18 protein-coding genes and 1 tRNA gene are annotated in these 22,449 nt (G+C 66.9%); 8 read left to right on the forward strand and 11 right to left on the reverse strand.

Annotation, left to right across the window (positions count from 1 at the left end; all coding sequences use genetic code 11):
* Window positions 1–13 precede the first annotated feature (13 nt).
* The 3 genes from EP7_RS10920 (at window position 14) to EP7_RS10930 (ending at window position 2,420) form a co-directional block, all read left to right on the forward strand.
* The gene (locus EP7_RS10920) at window positions 14–343 is read left to right on the forward strand and encodes a cupin domain-containing protein (protein ID WP_463527885.1); all 330 of its coding nucleotides are present in this window, start codon (window positions 14–16) and stop codon (window positions 341–343) included.
* Between the two features lie 42 nt (window positions 344–385).
* A complete protein-coding gene (locus EP7_RS10925) occupies window positions 386–1,177 on the forward strand; it encodes a carbon-nitrogen hydrolase family protein (protein WP_463527886.1) in 792 nt (263 codons plus the stop codon).
* A gap of 469 nt (window positions 1,178–1,646) precedes the next feature.
* Entirely contained in the window at window positions 1,647–2,420 is a 774-nt protein-coding gene (locus EP7_RS10930; protein WP_463527887.1) for a LamG domain-containing protein, read from the forward strand.
* Window positions 2,421–2,766: 346 nt separating this feature from the next.
* On the opposite strand, the gene EP7_RS10935 is transcribed toward EP7_RS10930, so the two are convergent.
* The 3 genes from EP7_RS10935 to EP7_RS10945 form a co-directional block, all read right to left on the reverse strand.
* Window positions 2,767–5,658: a bifunctional transaldolase/phosoglucose isomerase gene (locus EP7_RS10935; RefSeq protein WP_463527888.1), complete on the reverse strand. Its 2,892-nt coding sequence runs from the start codon at window positions 5,656–5,658 to the stop codon at window positions 2,767–2,769.
* Window positions 5,659–5,867: 209 nt separating this feature from the next.
* Complete coding sequence (locus EP7_RS10940) at window positions 5,868–6,533, reverse strand: DUF502 domain-containing protein (protein WP_463527889.1); 666 nt, start codon at window positions 6,531–6,533, stop codon at window positions 5,868–5,870.
* Between the two features lie 304 nt (window positions 6,534–6,837).
* A complete protein-coding gene (locus EP7_RS10945; RefSeq protein WP_463527890.1) occupies window positions 6,838–7,230 on the reverse strand; it encodes a hypothetical protein in 393 nt (130 codons plus the stop codon).
* A gap of 599 nt (window positions 7,231–7,829) precedes the next feature.
* On the opposite strand from EP7_RS10945, the gene EP7_RS10950 reads away from it, so the two are divergent.
* Window positions 7,830–9,779, forward strand: coding sequence for an Nramp family divalent metal transporter (locus EP7_RS10950; RefSeq protein WP_463527891.1), 1,950 nt, complete (start codon window positions 7,830–7,832; stop codon window positions 9,777–9,779).
* 41 nt (window positions 9,780–9,820) lie between these two features.
* Here the strand turns inward: EP7_RS10950 and EP7_RS10955 are convergent, their stop codons facing one another.
* From EP7_RS10955 to EP7_RS10980, 6 genes are all read right to left on the reverse strand, one after another.
* Window positions 9,821–10,267, reverse strand: a complete 447-nt coding sequence (locus EP7_RS10955) for an Imm30 family immunity protein (RefSeq protein ID WP_463527892.1) — start codon at window positions 10,265–10,267, stop codon at window positions 9,821–9,823.
* A 45-nt stretch (window positions 10,268–10,312) separates the two neighbouring features.
* A complete protein-coding gene (locus EP7_RS10960; protein ID WP_463527893.1) occupies window positions 10,313–10,894 on the reverse strand; it encodes an NADPH-dependent FMN reductase in 582 nt (193 codons plus the stop codon).
* Between the two features lie 60 nt (window positions 10,895–10,954).
* Window positions 10,955–12,607 carry an FAD-dependent oxidoreductase gene (locus EP7_RS10965; RefSeq protein ID WP_463527894.1) on the reverse strand — a complete coding sequence of 551 codons (1,653 nt, stop codon included), beginning with the start codon at window positions 12,605–12,607 and terminating at the stop codon, window positions 10,955–10,957.
* A gap of 39 nt (window positions 12,608–12,646) precedes the next feature.
* Window positions 12,647–12,934, reverse strand: coding sequence for a ubiquitin carboxyl-terminal hydrolase 14 (locus EP7_RS10970; RefSeq protein WP_463527895.1), 288 nt, complete (start codon window positions 12,932–12,934; stop codon window positions 12,647–12,649).
* 235 nt (window positions 12,935–13,169) lie between these two features.
* Window positions 13,170–14,168: a hypothetical protein gene (locus EP7_RS10975; protein ID WP_463527896.1), complete on the reverse strand. Its 999-nt coding sequence runs from the start codon at window positions 14,166–14,168 to the stop codon at window positions 13,170–13,172.
* An 83-nt stretch (window positions 14,169–14,251) separates the two neighbouring features.
* The gene (locus EP7_RS10980) at window positions 14,252–16,237 is read right to left on the reverse strand and encodes a hypothetical protein (protein ID WP_463527897.1); all 1,986 of its coding nucleotides are present in this window, start codon (window positions 16,235–16,237) and stop codon (window positions 14,252–14,254) included.
* Between the two features lie 316 nt (window positions 16,238–16,553).
* Between EP7_RS10980 and EP7_RS10985 the strand changes: the two genes are divergently transcribed.
* The 4 genes from EP7_RS10985 to EP7_RS11000 all read left to right on the forward strand — a co-directional run bounded on the left by EP7_RS10985 (window position 16,554) and on the right by EP7_RS11000 (window position 20,711).
* Window positions 16,554–17,168, forward strand: a complete 615-nt coding sequence (locus EP7_RS10985; protein ID WP_463527898.1) for an HdeD family acid-resistance protein — start codon at window positions 16,554–16,556, stop codon at window positions 17,166–17,168.
* A gap of 110 nt (window positions 17,169–17,278) precedes the next feature.
* Window positions 17,279–18,706, forward strand: coding sequence for a monooxygenase (locus EP7_RS10990; RefSeq protein WP_463527899.1), 1,428 nt, complete (start codon window positions 17,279–17,281; stop codon window positions 18,704–18,706).
* A 480-nt stretch (window positions 18,707–19,186) separates the two neighbouring features.
* Window positions 19,187–19,269, forward strand: a tRNA-Leu gene (locus tag EP7_RS10995).
* A 995-nt stretch (window positions 19,270–20,264) separates the two neighbouring features.
* Window positions 20,265–20,711: a tyrosine-type recombinase/integrase gene (locus EP7_RS11000; protein WP_463527900.1), complete on the forward strand. Its 447-nt coding sequence runs from the start codon at window positions 20,265–20,267 to the stop codon at window positions 20,709–20,711.
* A gap of 19 nt (window positions 20,712–20,730) precedes the next feature.
* On the opposite strand, the gene EP7_RS11005 is transcribed toward EP7_RS11000, so the two are convergent.
* Window positions 20,731–21,009, reverse strand: coding sequence for a hypothetical protein (locus tag EP7_RS11005; RefSeq protein WP_463527901.1), 279 nt, complete (start codon window positions 21,007–21,009; stop codon window positions 20,731–20,733).
* 176 nt (window positions 21,010–21,185) lie between these two features.
* Window positions 21,186–22,160, reverse strand: a complete 975-nt coding sequence (locus EP7_RS11010; protein ID WP_463527902.1) for a hypothetical protein — start codon at window positions 22,158–22,160, stop codon at window positions 21,186–21,188.
* Between the last annotated feature and the right edge of the window lie 289 nt (window positions 22,161–22,449).

Here is a 22,449-nt window from a genome sequence, read left to right on the forward strand (position 1 = left end):
ACGGAGCACGGCCATGGCGATCCCGCACGCAGCGTCCAATCACGTCATCTCGGTCGAGCCGCTCGGCCCTGACCTCGCCGCGACGAAGTCGTGGACCCTGCTCAAGACCGAGGCCATGCAGGTGATCCGCCTGGTCGTCCCCGCGGGCAAGGAGATCCCCGCCCACGCCGCCCCCGGCGAGATCACCGTTCAGTGCCTTGAGGGCCGCGTGGCCTTCACGGCCAAGGACAAAACCCAGGAGCTCACGCCTGGCCAATTGATCTACCTGACGGCCGGGGAAACCCACGCCCTCCTCGGTCTCGAGGATTCATCGTTGCTCGTGACCATCCTCCTGGGCCGATAATCGGACTTCCAGGGCGGGAATTTCATGGCCGGACGGAAACCCATGAACCTCTTTCGAATCGCACTCGCCAACATGAAATTCCCTGCCACCCCCGAGGACTCCATCACGCTCGCCGAGCGGGCCATCGATCGGGCCTCCCGCGAGGGCGCGAGGCTCATCTGCTTCCCCGAATGCTTCGTCCCCGGCTATCGAGATCCCGGCAAGAACGTTCCGCCTCCCGACGCGCAGTTCCTCGAACGCGCCTGGTCGGCCATCGCCAAAGCCGCCGCGAGGGCGAACCTCACGGTCGTGCTCGGCACCGAACGCATCGTGAACGACGCGCTGCTGGCGACCGCCCTGGTGATCGATCCGGACGGTTCGATCGCGGGCTTCCAGGACAAGGTCCAGATCGACCCCTCGGAAGAGTCCACCTTCACGCCGGGCACAGGCCGCCGGGTCTTCCGGGCAGGCCCGCTCACCTTCGGAGTCGTGATCTGCCACGAAGGTTGGCGCTACCCCGAGACCGTCCGCTGGGCCGCCCGGAACGGGGCCCACGTCGTCTTCCACCCGCATTTCCACGAGGCCGAGCCAGGCTCCTACCGCCCCACAACCTTCGCCGATCCCGCGAACACCTTCCACGAAAAAGCCGCCCTCTGCCGCGCCGCCGAAAACACCTGCTACTTCGCCACCGTCAACTTCGCCAGCCCCGGCTCCCCGACCACCTCGGCCGTCATCCGCCCCGACGGGACGCTCCTCTGCTATCAGCCCTACGGCGAGGAGGGACTTCTGATCGCGGACCTCGACCTCTCCACCGCGACCGGCCTGCTGGCGTCGCGTTACAGGACCGTGATGTGAGAACGTGGTCCTGACGCCGGCTTCCCTGAATTCATGGAAGATGGGACGCCATCGGCAGACCGACCCGGCAGATTGTCCGGACGAGGCCAGGAAGGGAAAGAAAGAACGGGCCATGTTCTCAACGGCGAAGAACATCACGGCCCAATTATTTCTTCATTTGAAAATAGACAGACTAATCGACATGCTCAAGAGAATGGACGTGAAACGCATCCCTCGGTCCACCTGGTGGCGGAGTGCGGCACCTTGACCGGTCTGGCCTGAGGGGTATTCTGGGAGCTTTCAAGGCAGGCTCGCGCCCGCGTTCGGCCAGTCGGCCGCACCCAGGACCGCGGCCGGTCTTCACACCTTGGGCCATGGATCTCGCATGCACCGGAATCTCTATCACGCCCTGGCGATGCTGATTTGTTTGTCATTTCCGGGCCCGGCATTCTCCCAGAAGCCTGGTTCGGTCGATTCGATTCGCGATGCCATGACGTTCTGGGCGAGCTTCGACAACGGAGCGGATGCCGATCTCGCCGGGGGCGACAAGCGGATCTACACGGCCTCGTCGGCGCAGCGGAAAGACCCCAGGCCGGGCCTCACTTCAGGCGAGACCGAACTGGCTCGTGGGCTTGGCCGCCGAGGCGGCGATGCGCTCCGATTCATCAAGAAGACCGACAAGGATGTCTTCTACAAGGTCGCCGGGAACGTCGATTATCGTTCAAAGGACTGGAACGGGACGGCTTCGTTCTGGCTGAGTCTCGACCCCCAGACCGATCTCGGGGACTGGTATTGCGACCCGATCCAGATCACTGAAAAGGCCTGGAACGACGCAGCGATCTGGGTCGACTTCACCAAGGACGAGCGGCCAAAGCACTTCCGTCTCGGGGTCCTCGCCAACCTGGACGTGTGGAACCCCACGAACCGCGACTTCGAAAAGATGACACCGGCCGAGCGGCCGATCTGCGTGGTGACCCAGCCCCCGTTCGCCCGAGGGAAGTGGACCCACGTCGCCATCACCTTCGAGAATTTCAACACCGGCAAGCCCGACGGCGTCGCGAAACTCTACCTCGACGGTAAGCTCCAGGGTTCGATCTCCGGAAAGAACCAGATCTATCGCTGGGACCCGGAGAAGGCGGCGATCCAGATCGGCATGGGCTATGTCGGCCTTTATGACGACCTGGCGATCTTTAACCGGGCGCTGACTGAGGCGGAGATTCAAAGCATCTCCACCATCGAAAGTCGCCTCGGCGTCCCGAAATAACCCGACGACCACCCCGGGCGGAAGAGTAGGCTCAAGCCCGAGATCTCGGTCTGCCGGGACTATCGCGTCGAGCCGACCCGGGGTGAACCTCGGCGGACAATTCTCGGCCGGGGTTTTCCGCAGTTTGGCCGAGACAAGTAACAGCGAGTCATCGCTCAATCTCGATGCCATTCCACCACGGGCTTGCCGGCACCACAAACAACGCCCCCGATCCGGTCGACTCCAGCCACGAACGCACGGCCTCGGCTGAGATTCACTTGTCGATGCAAAATGGGCGTCGCCCCGGCCGTTGGGTTGGCCGGGGCGACGCCCATTTGCGTTGATCAGGTCATCCGGCGGTGATCGCTCAGGAGATGGCGTCGCGGATGAGGTCGGCGAGGAGGCCGAAGCCTTTGTCGACGTCGGTTCCGAGGTTGATGCTCAGGGCCCGGCGGTTGCGGGAGGTCAGGGACTGGAAGTCGCCGAGGGCCTGGGCCTGGACGAGGGTGGCGAAGCCGAATTTCTCGTTGGGGATGGCGAGGTCTTCGCCGTCCTGCGCGGTGAGTTGGAGGAAGACTCCGGTGTCGGGGCCTCCCTTGTGCAGCTGGCCGGTGGAGTGCAGGAAGCGGGGGCCGTAGCCGGTTGTGGTGGCCACCTTGTAGGTGTCACGCAGCTTGACGCGGAGGATTTGCAGGGCCTCGTCGCGGCGGCTCTTCTCGTCGAAGTACTGGGTGATCGCCAGGTAATCGCCGGCTTTGAGGCGGCCGAGGTGGGCCTTCAGGACGGCGACGGCCAGGTCACGGCCGGTCTTGGCGCCGGCTGCTTTCAGTAGGGCCGCCTTGTTTGTGGCGTCGGTGCTGAAGGTGAGAGCCTCGAAGGTGGCGACGGTTTCCTGCTGGGGCAGGGCCCCCTTGGCGGTGTACTCGGCGAGCAGGGCCTTGGTGTTGTCCTTGCTCTCCTGCACGTTGGGCTGGTCGAACGGGTCGATGCCCAGGCGCTGGCCGGCCAGCGGGGTGGCGACTTCCCAGACGAAGAACTCGGCGCCCAGGTCCATCGTGTCGGCCACGATCAGCTCGAGGACCGGGTGGCCCGCCTTGGAGAGGGCGATGAGCTGCGCGTGGTCCTCGACGGCCGGGCCGTCCAGGGTCCGGATCAGGACGAAGACGCGGTCATTGCCGTAGAAGTCGGGCGAGGTGAGGGGCTCGCCGGCGATCGGCACGATCCCCTTGCCTTCCTTGCCGGTGCTCTCGGCGATGAGCTGCTCGATCCAGAGGCCCAGGGCGTCGAACGGCGGCGGGGTGACGAGGGTCACCTTGTCGCGGCCCTTCTTGGCCAGGGCGCCAAGGGTGGCGCCCAGCACGGCGCCCGGGTTCTGGCGAATCGGCGTCTCGGGCTTGGTCGCCTTGATGACCGTGCCCGCGCGGTCGAGCAGGATGTCGACGTCCAGGCCCATCAGCGCGGCCGGGACCATGCCGAAGAAGGAGAGGGCCGAGTACCGGCCGCCGATGTCGCTGGGGTTGAGGAAGATCTTGCGGAAGCCGTCGCGGCGGGCGTCGGCCTCCATCTTGGTGCCTGGGTCGGTGATGGCGATGAAATTCTCGCCCGCCTTGTCCCCCTTCAGCTTCTTCACCAGGTCATAGAAGTAGGCGTAGAAGACCGAGGGCTCGGTGGTGGTGCCGCTCTTGCTGGCGACGATGAAGAGCGTGTGCGCCGGGTCGATCGCCTTCTCGATGCGGCGGATCGTGGCGGGGACGGTGCTGTCGAGGACGACCATCACGGGGTGGCCGGAGACCGGGACGTTGGTCCGGCGGATGACCTCGACGCAGAGGCTGGAGCCGCCCATGCCCATCACGACGATGTGGCCGAAGCCGGTCGCGGCGATCTCGTCGCTGAATGAGGCAAGGGCACCGGCCTCGGGCTTCACCACGTCGGCCACGGTCAGCCAACCCAGGGAGTTGGCGATGATCTTGGCGTGGTCGGGCTCGGCCTTGAAGAGGCTCGTGTCCTTGGCCCAGAGCCGCTTGACGGCGCCGATCTTGTCGAGGTCGTCCAGGGTGGCTTCGACGGCGTCCTTGTAGTCGCCAAGGAGCGCCGTGCTGCCGACGCGCGACTTGCGGATGAGCTCGGCCTGCTTCTCGCGGATCGAGGTCATGAGCTGGCCGAAGGAGTCGGCGAAGATCTTGACGCCGTCGCGGAGGAGCTTGTCCAGGACGTCGTTGAAGTCGACGCCCAGGGCGCTCAGCTCCTCGATCTGGGCCTTGGCCTCGTCCATCCCCTTGAGCAGGGCGGGGGCCGCGTGGCCGTGGCCCTTGAAGGCGTCATAGGTGGGCCGGGGCATGGTGCTGACGGTGTCGGGGCCGATCAGCTCGTCGATGTAGAGGGTGTCGGGGTAGGCGGGGTTCTTGGTGCCGACGGAGGCCCAGAGCAGGCGCTGGACCTTGGCGCCCTTCTGCTTGAGCGCCAGGAACTGGGGGGAGCCGAATTCCTTCTCGTAGATGACGTACGAGTTCTTGGCGTTGGCGATGGCCACCTTGCCCTTGAGCGCCTGGAGCCTGGCGACCTTGGCCTTGTCGTCAGCGGCGGCCTTGATCAGGGCGTCGAGCCGCTTGTCGACCTCGACGTCGATGCGCGAGATGAAGAAGCTGGCCACCGACGCGATGTGGTCGACGGGCTTGCCCTCGGCGGCGCGGCGGGCCAGGGCCTTGATGTAGGTCTGGGCGACCTTCTCGTAGGCGTCGACGCTGAAGAGGAGCGTGACGTTGACGTTGATGCCCGAGTAGAGCAGTTCCTCGATGGCGGGGAGCCCCTCGGGGGTGCCCGGCACCTTGATCATCGCGTTGGGGCGACCCAGAAGCTCCCAGAGCTGCTTGCCCTCGCGGATGCTCCCCTCGGTGTCGTGCGCTAGGAGCGGCGAGACTTCCAGGCTGACGTAGCCGTCCAGGCCGTCGGTCCGGTCGTACACCGGGCGGAACAGGTCCAGGGCCCGGCGGATGTCGGCGACGGTGAGCCCCTGGTAGATGCCGTCGATGCCGCTTCCCGACGCGACGAGCGAGGCGGTCTCTTCGTCGTAATCGCTGCCGGCGCTGATGGCCTTCTGGAAGATGCTGGGGTTGGACGTCATGCCTTGCAGGCCGTCCTCGTCGATCAGGCGCTGGAGGCTGCCGTCTTCCAGCATCTTGCGGCTGATATCATCCAGCCAGACGCTCTGCCCGAGCGCCTGCAGACCGGCCAGGTGTGCGGACGTCGACGCGGTGGCCATGATTCGCAATCTCCAAAGGTCGCCCGGCACGCCGGCAGAGTCGCCGATTCGCCCCAGGGCGGGGCTCATTTCTCCACCCAAGGATACGAAAAGGTCGTCGTGACTGCGACCCTCGCCCTCGATTTGAGCGGCGCGAACGCCGTTTCCGGCGTCGTTCGCCCCGCGATGCGCCTCCGAGATCGGACCAACCGGGGTCAATCTCGCCCTCCTCAGGCCCCCTCGCATCGGTCGCCGGTCGGCTTTTCATCGGCGAGCGCCTTGATCGCGAGCAGCGCCGGCGCGGCGAGGTCCCCGGCACCAACTCCCGACCGCGTCAGGCAGCCGAGCAGGCCGAGCATCGACGTGTCAATCATGTGCACGCGCGAGGCTTCCACGATGCGCACGGCCCCGCTCGTCGGCGACGGCGCGTCGGGCAGAAACACGGTGCAGTACCCCGTCGGCAGGCGCTCGACCAGCAGGGCGAAGGCCCAACCCTCGTCCGTGGCCACGAGCGCGGGTGACACCGGGGGGTCCACGTGCAGGCCCGGGAATCGGCTCGCCGCGCCTCGCACGAGCAGATATCCCGGGAGCCGATAGAGCACACCTCGCTCCAGGTAATCGCTCCACAGCCGTCCCCGGCGCGTGCCCACGAAGAGGCCCGCGATCAGGAAGACCAGGACGATGGCGAAGATCGTCACGAGGTCTTCGCTCAGGATGCCAAAGAACCGTTCTTCCGGGAGCAGCCGCGCAACCGGCTGGAAGATCCGACGGAAGATCTGATAACCGTCGCGGCCCAGGATGGCGATGATCACGATCGGCACCAGGAACAATACGCCCCTCACGAGCGTGATCAGCAAAAACCGACCGAACTGACGCACCTTCGGACGAATCTCCATTTCGAGCTCCGATCTTCAGCGATCTCCCCGAAGGCCAGCCCGAAGTCTACGAAAACGGCCCCGGACTGAATACGATGCGGAGGATTGCGGTCGTGAACAATCCCCCGGTGCCGACGACCTCGGCGTCGAAAGTTCGACGGCGGCCCATGGGAATCGTCCCGGCCCAATCCCGGGGGTGATCGAATCCCCTCACCCCGACCCGGACACGACGTTTGCCCGCGCACGACAGAGCCCCGGCCGTCCCATTGAAGGACGGCCGGGGCCCCCGGTTCCATCGTCGATCGCCTCGATCGGTCGCGTCAGCTCACCAGCGACGGTAGCCGCGATACGGGTTGAAACCCGGGCGATAGCCGTAGACGGGCGGACGGTAGTAGTTGGCGTAGGGCGTCGCGGTCGAGTAGACGCCGCCCGGGGCCACGACCGTGGGGGCATATCCGCTGTAGCCCGAGCTGTAGTACGTGGTGCCGCCGGGATAGACGGTCGTTTGCTGCTGGACATAACCCTGGTTGCCGTATCCGTAGACCGGCGCGTATCCCTGGGTGTAGCCGGGATAAGCGTAGCCACGGCCGCCGATCACGCCATTGCTGTAACCGTAGGGGTTACCGCCGCCGACGCTGATCATCAACTGAGCGGACGAGGTCGCGTTGAGCGCCAGGACCAGGCCAAAGGCGAAGACGTACTTCTTCAGGCCAATCATTGCTGAAGCTCCCGAAATCTAGAGGTCGCCCGCTTGCGACGCCATTCGATACGTTCGTTGGCCGAGATAATCCGGCGACCACGGGCGGCCGGTCCGTCGTTTTAACACCGATATCAGCACGCCCCATACCGACATACGCCAGAAATCCCCACTTGGGACTACTTGCGGCGGAAATCCATCAAATATGCCCGATTCGAGGCAAGCTCGGCAGCCTGGGCCGACCCTCCGGCGCCCTTCCGACCGAACTCGGCACCGGGGGGGTGGAATGTGTTTGCGCATGATAAGGCAAGGAGCCGGCCGCCCCTGAGCCGCGAACCGTTGAGGATGGCCGCATCCCGGCTCGACCCGCGTCAGGCCCCGAGATCCGGCAACCCGCCCGATTCGCCCCACCTTCAGGGACAGTGCCGAGGATTCAGGTCCAATTCGCGGGTCGATCCTAGGGACAGCCGTTGCAGCCAGTCGAGTCCACGACCCTATTTTGGATGCCCAAAAACCAAATTCTCTCAAGCTAAAATCGAACTTGAGTTGGCCTTTGTTTCCCGTTAGGATAGTCGCGCGGTCCAGTCTGGAGTTGGATGGTGCGACCCTTGGGAGGGGCGATGAGTCGGATCGAGGAAGCGGGAGGGCGGCGGAGCCTGTCGGAAGTGCATGGGTCGGTGTCCGTGACGCATGCGAACCCTCTGAAACGGATGTACGCGTTCCTCGGGCCGGCCTATCTGGTGAGCGTCGGCTACATGGACCCGGGCAACTGGGCGACCGACCTGGAAGGGGGCGCACGCTTCGGCTACGCCCTGATCTGGGTGCTGCTGATGTCCAACCTCATCGCCGTGCTGCTCCAGACGCTCTCTGCCAGGCTTGGGGTGGTCACCGGCCACGACCTGGCCCAGGCCTGCCGCGCCGAGTACTCGCGCCGGGTGAACTTCGCCCTCTGGCTGATGGCCGAGGTGGCGATCGCCGCCACCGACCTGGCCGAGGTGCTGGGCACGATCATCGCCCTGAAGCTGCTCTTCGGCCTGCCGATGCTCTGGGGCTGCCTGATCACGGCGCTCGACACGTTCCTGCTGCTCTGGCTGCAGAAGTTCGGCATGCGGAGGATGGAAGCGTTCATCCTGGCGCTGGTCTGCACCATCGGCGCCTGCTTCCTGCTCCAGATCGTGCTGGCCCAGCCCGACTTCGGCCTGATCGTCGGCGGCCTGAGGCCGTCCCTCCCGCCCGGCGCCCTGTTCGTGGCCATCGGGATCCTGGGCGCCACGGTGATGCCGCACAACCTCTATTTGCACTCGGCCCTGGTCCAGTCGAGGCAGATCGGCCACGACCAGAAGAGCAAGGCGGTGGCCTGCAAGTACAACCTGATCGACACGGCCATCGCGCTGAACGCGGCCTTTTTCGTCAACGCGGCGATCCTGATCCTGAGCGCGGCGGTCTTCCACGCCAACGGCCAGAACGTGGCCAGCATCGAGGAAGCGTACAAGCTGCTGCCCACCTTTTTAGCCCCGGTGGCGCCCACCCTGTTCGGCATCGCGCTGCTGTGCGCCGGGCAGAGCTCAACGCTGACCGGGACGCTCGCCGGACAGATCGTGATGGAGGGCTACCTCGACCTGAAGGTGGCCCCCTGGCTCCGGCGCGTGGTCACGCGGTCGCTGGCGATCATCCCGGCAGTGGTCGTCATCTCGCTGACCGGCGAGGGCTCGACGCAGCAGTTGCTGGTGCTTAGCCAGGTGATCCTCAGCTTGCAGCTCTCCTTCGCGGTGATCCCCCTGATCCACTTCACGTCGGACGCCAAGAACATGGGGTCGTTCGCCACCCCCTGGTGGGGCAAGGCGCTCGCCTGGCTCTCGGCCGCCGCGATCGTGGGCCTCAACGGCAAGCTCGTCTTCGACCAGATCGACACCTGGATCGAGCTCGCGCGCAGCTCCAACCTGGCCCTGGGCCCCATCCCCGCCTGGTGGGCCGTTGCGGTCGCCCTCTACGGCCTGGCCGCCGCGGTCCTGGGCCTGCTCGCGTGGGTGACCCTGAAGCCCTGGCTTCAGCCGGCACCCGCCTGGACGCCCCAGCCCGCCATCGAGTTGGACTGGGCCGACGCCCTGCGCCCCCGGCCGCTGTCGACGATCGGCGTGGCCCTGGAGCACAACGCCAACGACGGCGAGATCCTCAACCGGGCCCTCAGCCTGGCCGCCGCAGGCAAGACGAGCCTGGTCCTGATCCACGTCGTGGACACCCCGATGACCCGAATCTACGGCGCCGAGACCGCCGACCGCGAGACCGAGGCCGACGAGCGCTACCTCGCCGAGGTCGTCCGCGTCCTCGAGCAGAAGGGCTACGACGCCCGGGCCGTCCTCCTCTACGGCCCCGACCGGGCCGGCGAGATCGTCGGCTACCTGAGGCGCACCCCTGTCGACCTCCTCGTCGTCGGCTCCCACGGCCACGGCCTGGTCCGAGACCTCCTCTTCGGCCAGACCGTCGACAAGGTCCGCCACTCCCTGGAAATCCCCATGCTCGTCGCCCGGCCGGATCGGACGGCGGGTGGGCCGGTGGTTGAAGGGGCCTGACGGAGAAGCTGATTTGATCGAATCGCTCGGCAAATTTGACCCTACAAACCAGCCAAGAGTCGATCAATCCGCTCTTCGAAGACCGGACGCTTCCGTCGAAGTGCGATCAGGACTTCTCGAACTGCGTGCTTCTCATCCTCGGAGAGATTCTCGAACGCGATCGCATAGGCGGCAAGGGTTCTCGGTGAATTCATGATTCGCATATGTATGATGGAAGCCCATCTTGGAGCGGTTCTCCAAAATTCAGGCAGGTGGCGAATGATTTCCCGAACGAAAATTCGATCGTCAAAAATCTCGATCGCATGAATAATCGAGAACATTAATTCATCGAATTCTGCATGGTCATCAAGAAGTGACAATAAAACATCGACGGAGGCGGGGTCCTTGAGCTCGGCGATCTGCCCGATGATTTCCTCGGATCGTCGAACATAGCCTTCGGCCTGATTCCGCAACTCATTTTTTAGCTGATCGACCAGGACTTTGATCATTCTTTCACTCGCCAAAGCCCAACACAACGCACGACCACATGCGAATCAATAAGGCGTGCCCGCCTGCCGGGCCGCCTTCAGGGCATTCGCATACCACTCCAGCTCATCCAGAAACTTGCCGGCTCGCTTGCGGGCCTTCTCGTCTCTGGGGTTGCCGGCGTCGTCGTAGGCGTCCTGCACGGCGGGGATGGGGAGGAGGGAGGGGATGCTGGGGGTTCCCAGCTCGCAGAGCATGGCCCTCAGCTGCATGGCGGCCCTGACTCCTCCGAAGGGGCCGGCGGAGTAGCAGACGATGGCGGAGGGGTGCCAGAAGTATTCTTCGAGGAAGTGGTCCAGGAGATTGGAGAGGGCGGGGGGGATGCTGTGGTTGTACTCGCCCGAGACGATGATGAAGGCGTCGGCCTGCTTGATCCGGGCGGCCAGGCGCTCCAGCGGGGCGGGGGCCTGGCCGGGGTCGTATTCCTTGTACATCCGGTCGAGGAGCGGGAACTGGTCTTCCATCGGGTCGACCAGGGTCGCCTTGTGGCCCCGCGCCAGGCACTCGCCGAGGATGAAGCGGGCGGCCTTGATCCCCTGGCGATGGTGGCGGACCGAGCCGTAGATGACGAGCAGGTCGAGGGGGGTCATGGCGTTTCCTGAATGGGTCAGATCCGCGTCAATTGATGTTCGAATTTCGAGGGCGGGCGTTCACATCCCCTTGAGATACTCGTGCACGAACTGGACGGCCATCGAGCCCTCGCCGACGGCCGAGGCGACCCGCTTGACAGAGCCGGATCGGACGTCGCCGGCGGCGAAGACGCCGGGGCGGCTAGTCTCCAGGTGGAACGGGGGCCGGCGGGGGGTCCATCTCGCGGATCCCACCAGGTCGGGGCCTGTCAGGACGAACCCCTTGGCGTCGCGCTCGATCTCGGGGGGGAGCCACTCGACGCGCGGGATCGCGCCGATGAAGCTGAACAGGGCGGGGGTCTCGATCGTGCGGACCTCGCCGGTCGTGTTGCTCGCCACCTCGACGGCGGTGAGGTGGCCTTCGCCCATCAAGCAGCGGACCTCGGAGTTGCAGAGCAGCTCGATGTTGGGGGTCTGCAGGAGGCGCTCGACCAGGTAGCTGGACATATTCCGATGCAGGTCGTTGCCCCGGATCAGGAGCCAGACGTGGCGGGCCTGGCCGGCGAGGAAGACGGCGGCCTGGCCGGCCGAGTTGCCGCCGCCGACGACCATCACGTCGGCACCGCGGCACATGCTGATTTCATTGGGGGTCGCCGCGTAGTAGACGCCCCGGCCCTCCATGGGCTCGCAGCCTACGACGCCGAGCTTGCGGTACTCGGCCCCGGTGGCGATCAGCATGCACTTGGCCGCGACCGTCTCGCCGCCCTCCAGCTGGAGCAGCGGGTATGGGCCATCGAAGGTCAGGCCGACGACCTGCGTGGGCACCGGCATGCTGGCGCCGAACTTGTTGGCCTGCATGCAGGCCCGATCCGTCAGTTCGGCGCCGGTGATGCCCAAGGGGAACCCCAGGTAGTTCTCGATGCGCATGCTCCGGCCGGCCTGGCCGCCGGGCCCCGACTGCTCGAGGACCATCGTGCTCAGGCCTTCCGACGCCGCGTAGACCGCCGCGGCCAGGCCGGCGGGCCCCGAGCCGACCACCGCGAGGTCGTAGGTCGTCGCCTTGATCGAAGGGCGCAGGCCGGCGGCATCGGCGAGCTGCCGGTCCGTGGGATTGCGCAGGATCTTGCAATGGCCCCAGGCGACGACGGGCGTGTCGGCCTCGCTCAGGCCGAGCTGGCGGAGCATCGTCTCCACCTCGGGGGCGGCCTCCAGGTCGAGCCAGGTGAACGGCATGCGGTTCTTGGCCAGGAACTCGCGCACCCGGAACGTGTCGCGCGAGTACCTCGACCCGATCACCCGCAGCCCCGTGAACGAGCCCGACTCGCGCAGGAGCTGGCGACGGGCGATGAACGCCTGGACGATGATGTCCCCCAGGGTGGGGTGGTCATTGAGGATCGTCCGCAGCGCCTCGATGGAGACCTCGTACACATCGCAGTCGCCCCGCGCGACGGCGCAGACGAGCGGATGCCCGCCGGCCAGGTCGGACACCTCGCCGGTGAACTCCCCCGGGCCGATGATGACGATCGAGTTCGGCACGTCGCCCGTCTCATCGATGATTTCAACTTCACCCTTTTTGATGAAGAAGAACAGGTGCTCGACCGAGCAGGGCTCGAAGAGTCGCTCGCCTTCGCGATAACGTCGCGACGTCGTCAGGTGGCAGGCCCCCAGCTCGGCCATCTGGCGGTCGTCGAGCTTGGGCAACGCCACGGATCTCAGGTCGCCGAAGTCCCACATGATCTGCCTCCCGGGGGGATGGGTCGGGCCGGAATCCGTCTATCGCAGGAGCGGTTCGAACCGCGCGGGCACGTCCAGCTCGGCCTCGTGGACGTAGCACCAGCCCCAGCGCTCGCCGGGTTCGTAGGACGCCATGACCGGGTGGCCCGTCCCGTGAAAGTGCTTCGTGGCGTGCATGCCCGGCGAGCTATCGCAGCAGCCGACGTGTCCGCATTCCAGGCAGAGGCGGAGGTGGACCCAGGGCGTCCCCTCCTCCAGGCACTCCTCGCAACCGTCGGGGGTCTTCGCGGGCACGGGCTCGACGCCGTCGATGTGATGGCAGGCCATCGGGGCTCCTCCTCGAATCGGGCCGAGTTCGGGGCGAACACGCTGACTCGCCGGGGGTGGCCGGCGAACGATCGCTGCTGAGATCCCATGACGACCGCAATTCTACCCGAACCCGGCAAGGCCCGCATCCGGGGCGAAGGCGGCCGACGCGACACACGCATGCATAATCACACTTGATAAACGAGAACACCGATCAATCCCGCCCTCGTCGCGTCGGCCCGGGGCCCCGCCCCGGTCACTTCGCGTCGGGTGCCTCCCCCTGGATGTAGCTCTTCACGATTTTCTCGCCCTCGATCTCGTAGACGGGCAGCCCGTCGGGGATCGGGACGTCGCCGAAGAAGGTCACCGGGTACGTCCCCGTCGGGGCCACCGATTCGACCTCGATGGTGTCGGAGCGGATGAGGATATGCTTCCCTTCCCTCAGGCTCGCCCGGTCGTAGACGAGGTCCTTGTATCGGGACGGATACCAGGCCCCGGGCGAGAATTCCCGGAGTTCCTCGACCCGCCCGCTCACCATCGGCAGCGTGCTGCTGTAATCAACGGCGTAGCTCTCGAATTTCAACGGGAGGTAATTCCGACTGGGTGCCAGCCAGAGCAGGCCCAGGCTCCCGGGGTCTTCGGGGCGCTCGCGGTAACGTGACTCGCACCGGATTTTGAGGCATTCGATCCCATCCACGGCCTCGTGGCCGTCCAGCTTCACCGTGAGGATCGCGCGCTCATGATAGGGCCCGGAAAGCGGGTGCTTGCTCAGCTCCTTCCCGCCGCGAAGATACAGGGACAGGGGGGCGCCGACGGACTGCCGGAACGGCAGCATGTGGGGGCGGTAGAACGTCTGGCTCTCCGCCCTTCCGTGGTAAATATTCGCATATTCTCCGTTGTGATTGAACCTGGTGACCTTGCCGTCGTACCCGGCGATCTCGTCGAGATCGTGGCCCTTGGCGCCTTCGAAGGTGGTCCTGGCCCCGGCCTCGCGGAAATAGTAGAGGTCGCCCTGCGAGACGCTCCTGGAGGCCGTGGTGTACGACCGGAGGGCCTGCTTCACGTATTGATCTTCCGGCTGTTCCGCCACATAGGAATATTTGGACTTGACCTCGACGTCGCGATAGAGCCGTTCTTTCTCCCGCACCGCCTCGATGACCTCCTCCAGCGAGACGTCCCGCGCCGCCACGTCGGACGGCCAGCCGCAGAGCATGGCGAGAATCGCCAGGATTGCACGCCCATCGAACGCGTCCATTGCACGCATCGTCCACCCCGAATCCAATGCCAACGAGGCCCGTTGACATTCGACACGACGCCGGAATGTCAATCAATGCTCGATCAGGGCAACCGCTTGACCAGGCTGATGCGGTCAAGCACCTCGCGGAACCCGGGGCGGTCGCGGATGGAGTCCAGCTCGGGGTCGGCGGCCAGGGCGGGGGCATCCTTCCAGCCCAGGTCGACGGCCCGGCCCAGGGCTCCCAGCGCCAGGGTGGTGTAGCGTTCGGCCTCGGACGTGGCATCGGCGAGGCTGGCCGCGGCGGCGCACTGGGCGTAGCCCCCGGCGGCCCGGTAGAAGCCCTCGGCGTCCAGGCCCGGGGCCGCGGCCAGCTCGGCGGCGACACGCCCGGCCTCGTTCAGCTTGCCGCACCGGGCCAGGGCCAGCAGCAGGTCGGCCTCGCGCCCCAGGTCGCGGCCCGGGCCGGGGCCGGGGGGAGTCGACCGGCGGGCCCGCAGGCTGCGGTCGAAGAGCGCCTCGGCGCGGGCCGTGTCGCCCAGCTTCAGGGAGGCGATGCCCAGGCGATAGGTGGTCGAGGCCAGGCAGCGCAGGGCCGCCGCATCGGGCGACTCCTGAGGCCGGAAGACCCGGTCGACGTCGCGGGCGGCCTCGCCGAAGCGGGGCCGCAGCGACTCGGGGCCGAGCTTCTCGCCGGCGCGGAGGGCCAGCCTCGCCGCGCCGAAGAGGGCCAGGATCGGGCTCGGCTCGTCGCCCGGCGGGCGAGGGGCCGACTTGGGAGTGGCGGCCTCGCAGAGCTCCAGGGCCTCGGCATAAAGGTCCCTGGCGCGGGCCGGGTCGCGGTCAAGCGTCAGCGCCACGTCGCCCAGGTAGTTCAGCGAACGGACCAGCTCGCGGGCGGCCCCCGCCTTGTCGGGGTCGCGGCGGGCGAGGCCCTTGCGGATGGTGTAGGCCTTGTCGAACTGGGCGTGCGCCGCCGCGCTATCGCCGCGACGCAGGGCGATTTCGCCGAGCCGGTCCAGGCCGGCGGCCTGGTCGCGCTGCACGTCCAGGCGGTTGCGCATCGGGGCGGGCAGCGCGTCGCGCAGGTCCAGGGCACGCAGGGTGTCGGCCTGCGCCGAGCCCGAGTCGCCCAGGCGCATCGAGAGCCCGGCGACAAGCGCATAGGAGCCCGCGGCGTCGAGGTTCAGGGCGTCATTGCCGGGCTCCTTGAGCATCCGGTCAAGCCGCAGGCGGAGGGCGCGACGGGCGTAGGTGCGGGCCAGCTCGGCGCTGCCGCGGCCGGCCATCGCCACGTCGGCTAGATTGTTGAGGGTGGCGACCATGTTCCGGCTGACGATCGGGTCATCGGGCTCGCGCGCGGCCAGCTTCTCCAGGCGTTCCAGGGCGATTTCATACTGGCGGATCGCGCCGTCGGAGTCGCCCGCAGCGAGCAGGGCCTGGCCGATCCGCTGATGCATGCCCGCCAGGCTTCGATCGGGCAGGTCCTTGGTCTCCGCGGCCCTGTCCACCTGCTGCAAGCCGGCGATGGCCGCGTCGAGCACCCCCTGGCGGGTCCGCTCCATCCCGGGCCGGTCGCGCAGCTGCGTGGCCACCTGCGTCGTCAGCGACCGGATCACCTCCAGGGCCGCCTGGCGCTGGAGCTGGGTCGCCTCGAGCGCCTCCTGCGTCTGCTTGATCGCCCGCCTGGCCTCGTCGGCGTCAGCCTCGGCCCGCCTGCGTGTCTCGGCGTCCCTGGCGGCCTCGCGGTTCGCGTCGTTCCGCTCCTTCAGGGCCGTCGCCTCGACCTCCTTCGCCCGCCTCAGCCCGTCCTCCGCCGCGCGCGCGGCGACCCTCGCCCGGTCGCGGTCGCGGCCCAGCGAGACGACCCGAGCCCCGAGCACGCCCAGCGACGCGACCAGCAGGGCCACCACGGCAATTCCCGCCGCGACCCAGCTCCGCCGCCGACGACGCATCGCGGCCGGCGCGGCCGGGGCCGTGCGGGTCGAAGGCGCGGGGAACCTGGCCGCCGAGCCGGTCGGGGCCGGGGTGCGCCCCACGCCCGACTTGGACGCGACGGTCGGGCTGTCGTCGGGGCTGAGATCGTCCACGAGATCCGTCCCTCGCGTGTTCCACCGGGGACCGGCTGCGTCGCCAGTCGATCCCACCCGGGGGCTCGTCTCCTCTTCACCGGGGCGCCTCATTGTAGCGCCCAGGGCCCGCCGGCTTCCATCACTTTCCGGAGCCCGCCCCGTCTCTGGCCGTTCGCGACCTTGCCGCTTGCACCCGGGGCCCGGACGGCCGACGATGGCGACTCCGATGTGGAACTCGCCGCTGTATCAGGGCTTGGGACAGGCAAGCATCGCCCCCCAGGGCCCGCAATGTGGCGGGCAGGCCTGCTCCAACATCGGGTAGGGGAGACTCAACATGAGCATCGTGACGGAAGGCCGAAAAGGCATCTCGCTCAGGCACGAGATCGAAGCCCTGGGCGGCAACTGGCTCTGGTTCGTCGTGCTGGGTGCGGCGCTCATCGCGCTGGGCTCGGTCGCGCTCAGCTCGGTCGTCATCGCCTCCATCGTCTCGACCGTGGCCCTTGGCGTCGTCATGATCGCCGCCGGTATAGGCGAGATCGTGGGCGCCTTCTGGGTCCGCTACTGGAGTGGGTTCTTTCTCCACCTGCTCTCGGGCATCCTCACCGGCGTCGTCGGCCTGCTGCTGCTGAAGGCCCCGATCCAGGGGACCGCCACGCTCACCCTGCTCATCGCCAGCTTCCTGCTCGTCGGCGGCATCTTCAGCGTCATCACCGCCCTCAGCTACAGGTTCGCCGCCTGGGGCTGGCCGGTCTTCGGCGGCCTCGTCGACATCCTGCTCGGCTTGCTGATCCTGGCCGAGTGGCCCGCCTCGTCGCTCTGGGTCATCGGCATGTTCGTCGGCATTAACCTCATCTTCAGGGGTGTCAACTGGATCGTCCTGGGATTCGCCGTCAAGTCGCTCCGCGACCGGATCGTCGCCAGGCACCCGGAAGGGGTCCAACCCGCCTGATCGGTGCACTAAGCTTGAGCCGAAGGCCGCGAGACTTTCCGCAACCGACGGGGTTGGATGCGTAGGAGTCTCGCGGCCGAGGCCGGTCAGACATCGAGGGGTCCAAGGCAATGCGCAGCGTCCGTGCGTTCTTCCTCGCGGCTTGTGCGGTCACGTCGTCGACCACACTGGCCATCGGGGGCGAGGCCCCCACGTTCCACAGGGACGTCTCGCGGATCCTCCAGGCGCACTGCCAGGAGTGCCACCGACCTGGGCAGGTCGCGCCGTTCCCGCTGCTCACCTGGGAACAGGCCCGCAAGCGCGCCGGCGACCTCGCCGCCGTCACGTCCGAGCGCACCATGCCCCCCTGGCATGCCTCGACCACCGAGGGGGGCCCGTTCCGAGGCGCCCGCATCCTGACCCCCGCCGAGATCGCCACCCTGTCCGCCTGGGCCGAGGCCGACGCCCCCGAGGGCAACCCCGCCGAAGCCCCCGCGCCCCGCACCTTCAGCTCCACCTGGGCCCTGGGCGAGCCCGACCTGATCCTCACCCCTTCGAAGCCCTTCCGCCTGTCGGCCAACGGCCGCGACGAGTTCCGCGTCTTCGTCCTCCCGTCGGGCCTGACCGAAGGCCGCTGGATCTCCGCCGTCGACTTCAAGGCCGGCAACCCCAAGGTCGTCCACCACATCCTGGCCGCCTTCGACACCACCGGCCAGGCCCGCTCCAAGGATGCCGCCGATGACGAGCCCGGCTACCGCTCGTTCTCCGGCTTCGGGGTCCTCCCCTCGGGAGGCCTGGGAGGCTGGGCGCCCGGAAAGTCGCCCAGGGCCACCCCCGAAGGGATCGGCCGCTACATCCCCGCCGGCGCCGATGTCCTCCTCCAGATCCACTACAACAAGAGCGGCAAGGAAGAGGACGACGCCACCTCGATCGGCCTCTATTTCTCCAAAAGGCCCGTCGACAAGCTCGTCCGGGGGGCCGCCGTCCGCCCCAACCTTCCCCTGCAAGGCTTCCGCCCCAAGATGATCATCCCGGTCGGCGACGCCAACTATCAGGTGCAAGGAACCTGGACCGCCCCCGTCGACATCCACCTCAACGCGGTCGTCCCCCACATGCACTGGCTGGGCAAAGACTTCAGGCTCACCGCCATCAGTCCCGACGGCACCCGCAAGCCCCTGATCCGGATCGACCGCTGGGACTTCAACTGGCAGGACACCTACGAGTTCAACGCCCCCGAGGCGCTCCCCCGGGGCACCAAGATCGAGCTCACCGCCCACTTCGACAACTCGGCCAGCAACCCGGCCAACCCCTCGAAGCCCCCGATCGAAGTCCACTGGGGAGAGCAGACCGAGGACGAGATGTGCATCGGCTTCCTGCAATACACCCGCGACGAGGAGCACCTCAACAACAACCCGCCCCCGCCCCGACTCACCGCCGCGGGCCGGGGAGCCGGCCTCGCCACCAAGCTCGACGCACTCCGCCGCTTCCGCCGCAATCAACAACAGTCCGAGACGCCAGAAGCCCCGGAGTTGAAGCCGGCCGAAGAAGGCAAGGACTGATCAAGGCCCGTCCCATCAAGGGCGGCGCAATCCCCCACGCTGAGCGGGCCGCCGCCCTTCGACACCCGCGATCGAGCAAGCCTCACGGGCGTCACGCCCCGCGCAACACCCTGCCTCTCGCCCGATCCATCGCCCCACACGATTCCCGCCGAGATGCCGCGGGGCCGATCCACGACGGCACCAGGGGGATCGTCCGATCGGACCCCCGCCCGGCGTCCCCTCTGAGTTGGCACCCGGCACTGCCAACGACGAGTCCTCCAAATGGCCCCAAGAGACAACCCTCAAAGGTCGCGACAGGCCTGATTAACGCAACTCCCGTCATTCTTTGAGAAGAAATTTCGAAACACTCCGGGCACGATTTGACTCGATAGCCTGGTTTGAAACGAAGTTCCTGATAGAATGCCCGGGCCGAAAGCAGACGAGGCATCGCCTCGTTTGCCACTATTTTCTTGGACTTGACTTGAAGCGTCCGAGAAATGAGCCGAAGTGGCGAAATGGCAGACGCGCCGGACTCAAAATCCGGTGGGGTAACACCCGTGTGGGTTCGAGTCCCACCTTCGGTACTATGGACTTACGGCGAATCACGGGCGATCTTACCAGAGGCCTTGGCAAGGATCTGGTAAGATCGCCCTCGCCGCGTTGGGGTGGCATCGCCCGCCGGGAGGGCAGATGGCCGCACTTCAGGACAGGAACGGCAGCTACCGGATCCTCTTCGAGTACCAGCGAAAGCAGCGATCCTTCACGGTCGGCCGCGTCTCCGAGGCCGAGGCCAGGTCGATTACCTGCTGATGCGTCTCGCCCAGGGGCTGACCGAGTTGCCGCCGGGCATCGGCATCGTCGAGTACGTCCGGCAGGATGGTAAGCCGATTCTTATCAAGGACGGCAGCATCGCCCCCGCCACGCGGCTCACCCTCGGCTCGCTCCGCGACCGCTACCTGGAGACGCACGGCAACGGCTCCCTGGAGACGCACGGCAACGGCTCCCTGGAGGAGAGGACGCTCGACGGCATCCGCCTCCACTTCAAGCACCTGGTCGCCGCCCTCGGCGAGGCGTTCCCGATCGGGGACCTCGCCCTGTCCGACCTGCAGGCCTACGTCGATCGCCGCGCCAAGGCGAAGGGTATCCGGGGCATGCTCTCCCCCGCCACGATCAGGAAAGAGATCATCTCCCTGCGCATGTCCTGGAACTGGGGCGTGCGGATGGACCTCGTCGCGGGCAAATTCCCGAACGGGGGGCTGCGCTATCCCAAGCGGGACGCCAAGCCGCCGTTCCAGACACGCGCCGAGATCGAGCGGCAACTCGCCGGGATCACCGCCAAGGATCGGGCGGAACTCTGGGACGCCCTCTACCTCCGCCTGCCCGAGGTCGAGGAATTGCTCGCCCACGTCCGCGAGCAGGCCGGCCACCCGTGGATCCACCCCCTGCTGGCCACGGCCGCCTACACGGGCGCCCGGCGTTCCGAGTTGATCCGCATGCGGCTCTCCGACGTGGACTTCGAGGGCGGGTCATCACGGTGCGGGAGAAGAAGCGGTCGCACAGCGAGCGGACCACACGCCGCGTGCCCATCTCCTCGGCCCTGGCCGCGATCCTCCGCGATTGGATCGCGATCCATCCCGGGGGGACGTGGCTCTTCTGCCAGTCAGGCGAGGTCGAGCGGAGCAAGAAACGGAGCCGCACGACCGGCCACACGTCTGGCGAAGGCCGCGCGAAGACGGCCGGAGAGAGGATGAAGTCGGTCCGCAATCGGGAGGGGCCCGGGATCACGCCCCTCACCCCGGACGAGGCCCACGATCACATGAAGCGGACGCTCGCCGATTCGCCCTGGTCCGTTATGAGGGGCTACCACACCCTGCGGCACTCCTTCATCTCGGCCTGCGCCAGCAAGGGCATCGACCAGAGGCTCATCCAGGAGTGGGTGGGACACCTGACGGCCGAGGTCCACAAGCGATACTCGCACCTGTACCCGTCAGTCCAGGCCGAGACGATCAAGAGCGTCTTCGGATAGGAGCCCCCTCTCCGACCCTTCACGCCCTCACGAGGCGAGGCAGCAGTCCGTGCTGGCGGTAGCGGAGAAGCTCGGCATGACTCACCACCCACGCCGAGTACGCACCACGCCCCGACTGTCGCTTCTCGGCGTGGATGCGACCCAGCCTGGCCCATTCGCGGCAGGTGAACTCGGCCTTACCGACCAGGCGGGCGAATTCCTCGACGTCGTAGAAGTCCTTGATTGTCTCGCGCTCGACCAACATCGCCAATGATCGCTCGATCCGCTCAAGTCGATCCTTCAGCTCTTCGTCGCTCATGTTCTCGGCTCCAGGTTGATCGCCAAGTTGCTTTGCCAAGCAGGGCTAGCCGCCCCTTTGGGTGGTCGATGGCCCGCGAGGGCCGGAGTCTCCGCCTGATGGGCGGACGGCGTGAGACGTTCGGGCCGGTCGCTGCCCCTCGTTCATCCAGGGGGGCAGCGACCGGCCCGGCCGCGTCAGCGGATCGTCTTCGCCTGCTCGGCCCGATATCCTGCCACGGCGTCGGCGAACCGACCCGGCCCGATCTTGTTGTCGCGGGCGTAGCGATAGATCCCCTTCGCCTCGTCGGTCGCCTGACGGCTGATCTCGTTCATCGTCGCCGGCGATCCCGACCACCCAAGGTCTGGGGCGGCGGCGGGCTGGGGCGAGCGGGCGTAGTTCTTGCGGATCGATGCCACGTGGGACGAATACTGGATGTCGGTCATCCGCTCGCATCGGGCCAGCTCCGCGGGCACGTCCAGCCTGATGCCCTGCCTGGCCATCGCCTTGAGTTCGGCGCCTCGCTCGCCCCGGTCCATCCTGAGTTTGAGCGCGGCGAGCTTCGCCGCCTGGGCTTCGAGCCTGGCCGCCTGCGCTTCGAGGCTGGCGTTCCTGGCGGCCAGGCCGACTTCGGCGTCTCGGATGGCGGTCGCGGTCATGGTTCTCTCCTGATTGGAAGTCCGGGGGGTCGGCGTGTCGGATCGGGAGTAGGTCATGAGCCCGAGAGATCGCTCGGGGCGGAACCGCAGCAGCGCCACGGCCGAGATGAAGTTCGACTGGCGAAGTTCCCCGTAGGCCCGCTCGATGGATCGGTGCGGGAAGCTCATCGCCAGGTCGAACTTCGCCTTCTTGTAGTGGAAATCCGCCAGCAGGCAGGGCCGCCCGTCGTACCGGCCGACGGTGAATTCGGAGATGTAGCCGACGATCGGGGGCTGGGCCATCTCGGGGAGGTCAGGGTCGGTGTGGCCGACGAAGATCAGGGCGTAGTCGCCGCGGGCCGACCGCGCGTTCGAGTTCGCCGCGATCAGCTCCAGCAGCCCCCGATCGACGGTCCCCTTGTCGTCGTGGCGGTGGACGTCGAGGATCGGGATCCCGCGGCGGATGACGTACTCGGACTCGTCGAAGATGTCGGGGCCGCCTAGCCAGGCTTCTGGCAACTCGTCCAGCGGCAACCACCCAGCCCGGGAAGCGGAGGAGGGGCCTGCGTGGTGATTAGGTCGAGGGTTGAAGCCAAAGCTCGACTCCGGCGAGGGTTGTGGGTGGTCGGGCGGGGGCGACCGTAAGCCTTGCCGAACAATTCAGGCTAATAATTCGGAATAATGAATAGCCTCTCATCTTGCCAACACGAAGTAAATGCGAGCGTGATCAAGTTTTTTTGAAAGGATGCCGAATACTCGAAACCGAGTTCGAATTCGGCCCACCGCGTTCATCGGTTGGCGAGTGATGGTGTGATTAGGCCGT

It is taken from the genome of Isosphaeraceae bacterium EP7, assembly GCA_038400315.1.
Lineage (GTDB): Bacteria > Planctomycetota > Planctomycetia > Isosphaerales > Isosphaeraceae > EP7.

Coding starts and splice junctions, on each gene's coding strand:
- EP7_RS10920 (WP_463527885.1), top strand. CDS start 14: ATGGCGATCCCGCACGCAGCGTCCAATCACGTCATCTCGGTCGAGCCG.
- EP7_RS10925 (WP_463527886.1), top strand. CDS start 386: ATGAACCTCTTTCGAATCGCACTCGCCAACATGAAATTCCCTGCCACC.
- EP7_RS10930 (WP_463527887.1), top strand. CDS start 1,647: ATGACGTTCTGGGCGAGCTTCGACAACGGAGCGGATGCCGATCTCGCC.
- EP7_RS10935 (WP_463527888.1), bottom strand. CDS start 5,658: ATGGCCACCGCGTCGACGTCCGCACACCTGGCCGGTCTGCAGGCGCTC.
- EP7_RS10940 (WP_463527889.1), bottom strand. CDS start 6,533: ATGGAGATTCGTCCGAAGGTGCGTCAGTTCGGTCGGTTTTTGCTGATC.
- EP7_RS10945 (WP_463527890.1), bottom strand. CDS start 7,230: ATGATTGGCCTGAAGAAGTACGTCTTCGCCTTTGGCCTGGTCCTGGCG.
- EP7_RS10950 (WP_463527891.1), top strand. CDS start 7,830: ATGAGTCGGATCGAGGAAGCGGGAGGGCGGCGGAGCCTGTCGGAAGTG.
- EP7_RS10955 (WP_463527892.1), bottom strand. CDS start 10,267: ATGATCAAAGTCCTGGTCGATCAGCTAAAAAATGAGTTGCGGAATCAG.
- EP7_RS10960 (WP_463527893.1), bottom strand. CDS start 10,894: ATGACCCCCCTCGACCTGCTCGTCATCTACGGCTCGGTCCGCCACCAT.
- EP7_RS10965 (WP_463527894.1), bottom strand. CDS start 12,607: ATGTGGGACTTCGGCGACCTGAGATCCGTGGCGTTGCCCAAGCTCGAC.
- EP7_RS10970 (WP_463527895.1), bottom strand. CDS start 12,934: ATGGCCTGCCATCACATCGACGGCGTCGAGCCCGTGCCCGCGAAGACC.
- EP7_RS10975 (WP_463527896.1), bottom strand. CDS start 14,168: ATGGACGCGTTCGATGGGCGTGCAATCCTGGCGATTCTCGCCATGCTC.
- EP7_RS10985 (WP_463527898.1), top strand. CDS start 16,554: ATGAGCATCGTGACGGAAGGCCGAAAAGGCATCTCGCTCAGGCACGAG.
- EP7_RS10990 (WP_463527899.1), top strand. CDS start 17,279: ATGCGCAGCGTCCGTGCGTTCTTCCTCGCGGCTTGTGCGGTCACGTCG.
- EP7_RS11005 (WP_463527901.1), bottom strand. CDS start 21,009: ATGAGCGACGAAGAGCTGAAGGATCGACTTGAGCGGATCGAGCGATCA.